The following is a 5,200-nucleotide window of genomic DNA, read 5'->3' as shown; positions in this document are numbered from 1 at the left end:
CTGTGGGCGCTGCTGATTGGCATTGGTATCGCCTTCACCCCCTGCGTGCTGCCGATGTACCCGCTGATTTCGGGCATCGTGCTGGGCGGAAAACAGCGGCTTTCCACCGCGCGCGCCCTGCTGCTGGCCTTTATTTACGTCCAGGGGATGGCCCTGACCTATACCGCGCTGGGGCTGGTGGTAGCCGCCGCCGGGCTGCAGTTCCAGGCGGCCCTGCAGCACCCGTATGTCTTGGTCGGCCTGTCGGCGGTGTTTATACTGCTGGCGCTCTCCATGTTCGGCCTGTTCACGCTGCAGCTGCCGTCGTCGCTGCAGACCCGGCTGACGCTGCTCAGCAATAAGCGCCAGGGCGGCTCGCCCGGCGGGGTCTTTGCGATGGGCGCTATTGCCGGGCTGATCTGCTCCCCCTGCACCACCGCGCCGCTAAGCGCCATTCTGTTGTATATCGCCCAGAGCGGTAATCTGTGGCTGGGCGGCGGCACGCTGTACCTTTACGCGCTGGGCATGGGTCTGCCGTTGATCCTTGTGACCGTGTTTGGCAATCGCCTGTTGCCGAAAAGCGGCCCGTGGATGAGCCATGTGAAAACCGCCTTCGGGTTTGTGATCCTTGCCCTGCCCGTCTTCCTGCTGGAACGCATACTCGGCGACCAGTGGGGGTTACGGCTGTGGTCAATGCTCGGTGTCGCCTTCTTCAGCTGGGCGTTTATCACCTCTCTGGGCGCTACCCGGCCGTGGATGCGGCTGGTACAGATCATTCTGCTTGCCGCCGCGCTGGTCAGCGCGCGGCCTCTGCAGGACTGGGCGTTTGGCGCCACGGCGGCCGAGCAGCAGGCGCACCTGGCTTTCACCCGCGTCAGCTCGGTGGCCGAGCTTGACCAGGCGCTGGCGCAGGCGAAAGGTCAACCGGTGATGCTCGATCTTTACGCCGACTGGTGCGTGGCCTGCAAAGAGTTTGAAAAATACACCTTTAGTTCACCTGACGTGCAGCAGGCGCTGAAAGGCTCCGTGTTATTACAGGTTGATGTGACGAAGAACAGCCCGCAAGACGTCGCGCTGCTGAAACACCTGCAGGTGCTGGGTCTGCCAACGATCCTGTTCTTCAACGCTGAGGGTCAGGAACAGCCTGAGCGGCGAGTCACCGGCTTTATGGATGCCGCGGCATTCAGCGCCCATTTGCGCGATTGGCAAGCGTGAGCGACACTTTAGGAGGAAAGATGGAGGAGAACACCGTGCTACGTGAAGACGTCCTGGCAGAAGCCATTAAGATTCTTGAAATTGAAGGTATCGCCAACACGTCGCTGGAGATGGTCGCTGAGCGCGTGTCCTGCCCGACGAGCGACCTGAAACGCTTCTGGCCTGACCGCGAAGCGCTGCTGTACGACGCGCTTCGCTATCTGAGCCAGCAGGTGGATGCCTGGCGTCGTCAGCTCCTGCTGGACGAGACCTTAAGCGCAGAGCAAAAGCTGCTGGCACGCTATGCCGCACTCACCACCTGCGTAAGCAACCAGCGGTACCCGGGCTGCCTGTTTATCGCCGCCTGCACCTTCTACCCGGATCCTCAGCACCCCATTCACCAGCTGGCGGAACAGCAGAAGCAGGCTTCGCTGGCCTACACTCACGAGCTGCTGACTCAGCTGGAGGTGGATGACCCGGAAATGGTCGCCAAGCAGATGGAGCTGATTGTCGAGGGCTGTCTGAGCCGTCTGCTGGTCAAACGTAGCCAGACGGATGTGGATACCGCCCGGCGGCTGGCTGAAGATATTCTACGCTTCGCCCAGTGCCGTATGGGCGGCGCCTTGACCTAATTCTGATATCCTAACCGCCACGTCGCGCCTATAATTTCCCCCTCACTGATTGCTGACAGGGATTGATATGCGCGCGTTCTTCTGGGCTGCCTGGCTGGGCCTCTGCTCTACGCCCCTGCTGGCGGCTCCCCTGCAAGGTTTTTCCTTTGCACAAAAAGACTGGGAGCTCGCCTGCGATAATACCGGCGCCTGCCGGGCGGCGGGTTACGGCGTCCGCATGGGTGAGGTCAGCGTGCTGTTGACCCGCAACGCGGGCAGCGAACAGCACCTCACCGCCACGGTAACCTTTGCGCAAATCGAGCACGATATCCCCGCCGACTCCACCGCCAGCCTGCTGATCGACGACCGGGATTTTGGCGCGCTGGACGCTCTCGACGACAGCCACTTTCGCCTCGACAGCGATCAGACCACCGCCCTGCTACAGGCGTTAACGAATCAGCGCAAAATCGAATTCACCCTTAACGGCCAGCACCTGCCGCTTTCCAGCGCCGGCAGCCGCGAGGTGCTGGGTAAAATGGATGCGTTTCAGCGACGCACCGGCACCGCCGATGCGCTGCTGGATAAAGGCGATGCCGGCGACGATGCCATTTTGCCAGCCACTCCCGCCCCGGAAATTATCGCCGCCCCGGTTCTCCATAACGCGCAGCCAGTGCCGTTGAGTATGCTTCAGCGCCAGAAACTGCTGCCCATCCTGACGCCGCTGCTGAACCAGCGCTGCGACGACTGGCAGAATCAGGCCATTCCGGCGGCAGATCGCCAGATCACGCTGACCGCGCTGGATAAAACCCATTCTCTGGCGCAGGCGCTCTGCTGGCGAGCGCCCTATAACGACGGTTACGCCCTGTGGCTGGTCGATAACGCCCAGTTGAGCAAACCGCGGCTGCTCACTACCGAAGCCTCCAGCTACGCCGACGGCGCTATCGTCTTTTTGCACAAAGAACGGGGCATGGCCGACTGCGTCACCGGCGAGACGCGCGTTTGGGATGGTAAAACCTTTACCCCGAGCCTGAAGTACAGCACCGGTATGTGTCGGGAAATCACCCCGGGTGGCACCTGGATGCTGCCGACCTTTGTCAGCCAGGTGATCCCCAGGCAGCAGAAAGAGGCGGATAACCTGGCTCTGCGCACGTTGTATAACGCAGTGTTGAAAGCGCAAAAAAGCGATCCAGAATTGTCGCTGAATAAGGTCGCCGAGCAGTTTCCGTTAACCGGCCATATTACCGACTTCACGCTCACTTACGCCGACGATACGCTGATCACGACCAGTAAACCGTCCCCGGATATCAGCGATGATGAGTGGCAGGCGTTTCTGCGCTCCTCGATTAGCGCGGATTCAGAAAACGGCAAAGTCAGCTTTACCCTTATCGACCTCGACGGCGACGGCAAACGCGACCTGATCATCGACAGCTACGTGGGCGGCACCGGGCTCTTCAGCTACACCGGGGTGCTCAAGCGAGGTGATGATGATTTTGCCGCCGTCAACGGCAGCGACAGTGATAATGGTGATGATTTCGATGCCGGGGTGCCCGGCGCTCTCTTTTCCATTAATGGCCGCGGGGCTAACCAGTGGAACCACTGGGTCAAAATCAACGGCCAGGTGTATGCCCTGTGGTACAATGGCCAGTTTGGCGAAGATAACCTCTACCTGCTACGCCCGTTCAGCACCACCAGCCAGACGCCCGCGGTGACGGTTCGCTATCGCTATACGCTGAACAGCATCCGCTCCCCGGAGAAAGACCAGCCGCTGACCCCCAGCCTGAGCGACGGCGATAAAGCGGACCTGCTGCGCTCGCTGGAGGTAATGCAGGGCAGCCTGCTGAAAGACAGACCCGCCAGCGACAACGACGCGCCGATCTGCCCCATCCCGCCGGGCACCTCCGCTGACGAGGCGGATAACTACTACAGCGGCGTCGCCGTTAACTATATCTATGAGACGGTGGCCTATATTCCGGTCTGGCTGAACGGGAAGTGTTATATCGGCACCATTTTCAGCCATCATGGCGCCTATCGCCACGGCGTGGATGCGGAAATTACCCTGAGCTCGCCGCGTGAGGACGAGGAGGTCATTGGCGATTATCTCATCTCCGGACTACGCCACGTTATCGCCATTACCAGCGGCTGGAAAACCCGCGAGGGCGATAACGGCATGCAGTGAAGTTAAGCCAAAACGCGCCTTTGAACGCAGAATTGCCGCAAAGATAAGCAATCGATAAGTAATTTAAGAAATTTGGTTGACGGGGTGGGCGGATTACGGTTTAATGCGCCCCGTTGCCCGGATAGCTCAGTCGGTAGAGCAGGGGATTGAAAATCCCCGTGTCCTTGGTTCGATTCCGAGTCCGGGCACCACTATTTAAAGAACCCGCCNAAAAGGCGGGTTTTTGCTTTTCTGCATCCGGACTCTTCATCGAACTCCGTTCGATTATTCGCCGCACAGCGGCTCACCCCTTCGGGGCCAGCGCGNCANGCGCGCTGTTCAACGCCTGCGGCGTTAGTCCGAGTCCGGGCACCACTATTTAAAGAACCCGCCNAAAAGGCGGGTTTTTGCTTTTCTGCATCCGGACTCTTCATCGAACTCCGTTCTATCACCCGCTGCCCGGCGGCGCTGCGCTTGCGCGGGCCTACGCTGTTTGAACCAGCAGAGGACTCGTAGGCCGGATAAGGCATTTATGCCGCCATCCGGCACAACCGCGGGTACGGTGTCTGATGTGTATCGCCCGGCGGCGCTGCTGGACTGACCCCATAAAGTTGGATGGTTCATATTAAGCGGCTCTCAGAGCCTGGGTTCGGTACTCTACCGGACTCAGGCCTTTTAATTTCAGGCTTATCCGCTCGTTGTTGTAGTAATGGATATAGTCCTCTACGGCTTTTCTTAGCGCACTGACACTCCTGAACTCCCTCAGATAAAAACACTCCGATTTCAGGGTCCCGAAGAAGTTTTCCATCACTGCATTATCCAGGCAGTTTCCTTTACGCGACATACTCTGCGTCATCCCATGCGCCTTTAAACGTTCCTGATAGCTCCTCATCCTGTAATGCCAGCCCTGATCCGAGTGCAGCAGCGGAGCATCTCCCGGTCTGAGCTTCGGGAACGCACCGTCCAGCATCGTATTCACCATCTCCATCACCGGCCTTTCCGACAGGCTGTAGGCGATAACCTCCCGGTTAAACAGATCGAGAACTGACGACAGGTAAAGCTTTTTTCCCTGTACCGGGAACTCTGTCACATCTGTTACCCATTTTTCGTTGGCTTTTGACGCACCGAAGTTCCGGCTCAGGATATTGGGCGCGGCCTCGCCCGTTCTCCCTTTCCAGGCACGATATTTTTTCGCCCTTATCACAGACCGGAGTGACAGTTCTGCCATCAGCCGCTGCACTGTTTTATGGTTTATCCGCAG

At 59.1% G+C, this 5,200-nt stretch carries 3 protein-coding genes, 1 tRNA gene and 1 pseudogene; 4 read left to right on the top strand and 1 reads right to left on the bottom strand.

Going from position 1 to position 5,200, the window contains the following annotated elements; translation table 11 throughout:
- The 4 genes from VZP09_RS22750 to VZP09_RS22735 all read left to right on the top strand — a co-directional run.
- The coding region (locus VZP09_RS22750) for a protein-disulfide reductase DsbD (RefSeq protein ID WP_328795423.1) at positions 1–1,194 on the top strand (1,194 nt) is incomplete at its 5' end.
- A 35-nt stretch (positions 1,195–1,229) separates the two neighbouring features.
- Complete coding sequence (locus VZP09_RS22745; protein WP_004218175.1) at positions 1,230–1,805, top strand: transcriptional regulator; 576 nt, start codon at positions 1,230–1,232, stop codon at positions 1,803–1,805.
- A gap of 67 nt (positions 1,806–1,872) precedes the next feature.
- Positions 1,873–3,960: a DUF1176 domain-containing protein gene (locus tag VZP09_RS22740; RefSeq protein WP_020325135.1), complete on the top strand. Its 2,088-nt coding sequence runs from the start codon at positions 1,873–1,875 to the stop codon at positions 3,958–3,960.
- Positions 3,961–4,075: 115 nt separating this feature from the next.
- A tRNA-Phe gene (locus VZP09_RS22735) sits at positions 4,076–4,151 on the top strand.
- 413 nt (positions 4,152–4,564) lie between these two features.
- On the opposite strand, the pseudogene VZP09_RS22730 reads toward VZP09_RS22735, so the two are convergent.
- A pseudogene (locus VZP09_RS22730) lies at positions 4,565–5,200 on the bottom strand (IS3-like element ISKpn1 family transposase); the annotation flags it as partial.

This window comes from Klebsiella sp. EMBS2024 (assembly GCF_036233805.1).
GTDB classification, from domain to species: Bacteria; Pseudomonadota; Gammaproteobacteria; order Enterobacterales; family Enterobacteriaceae; genus Klebsiella; species Klebsiella pneumoniae.
Note: the sequence above shows the minus strand (reverse complement) of the source record. Positions and strands in the feature narration are given on the sequence as shown.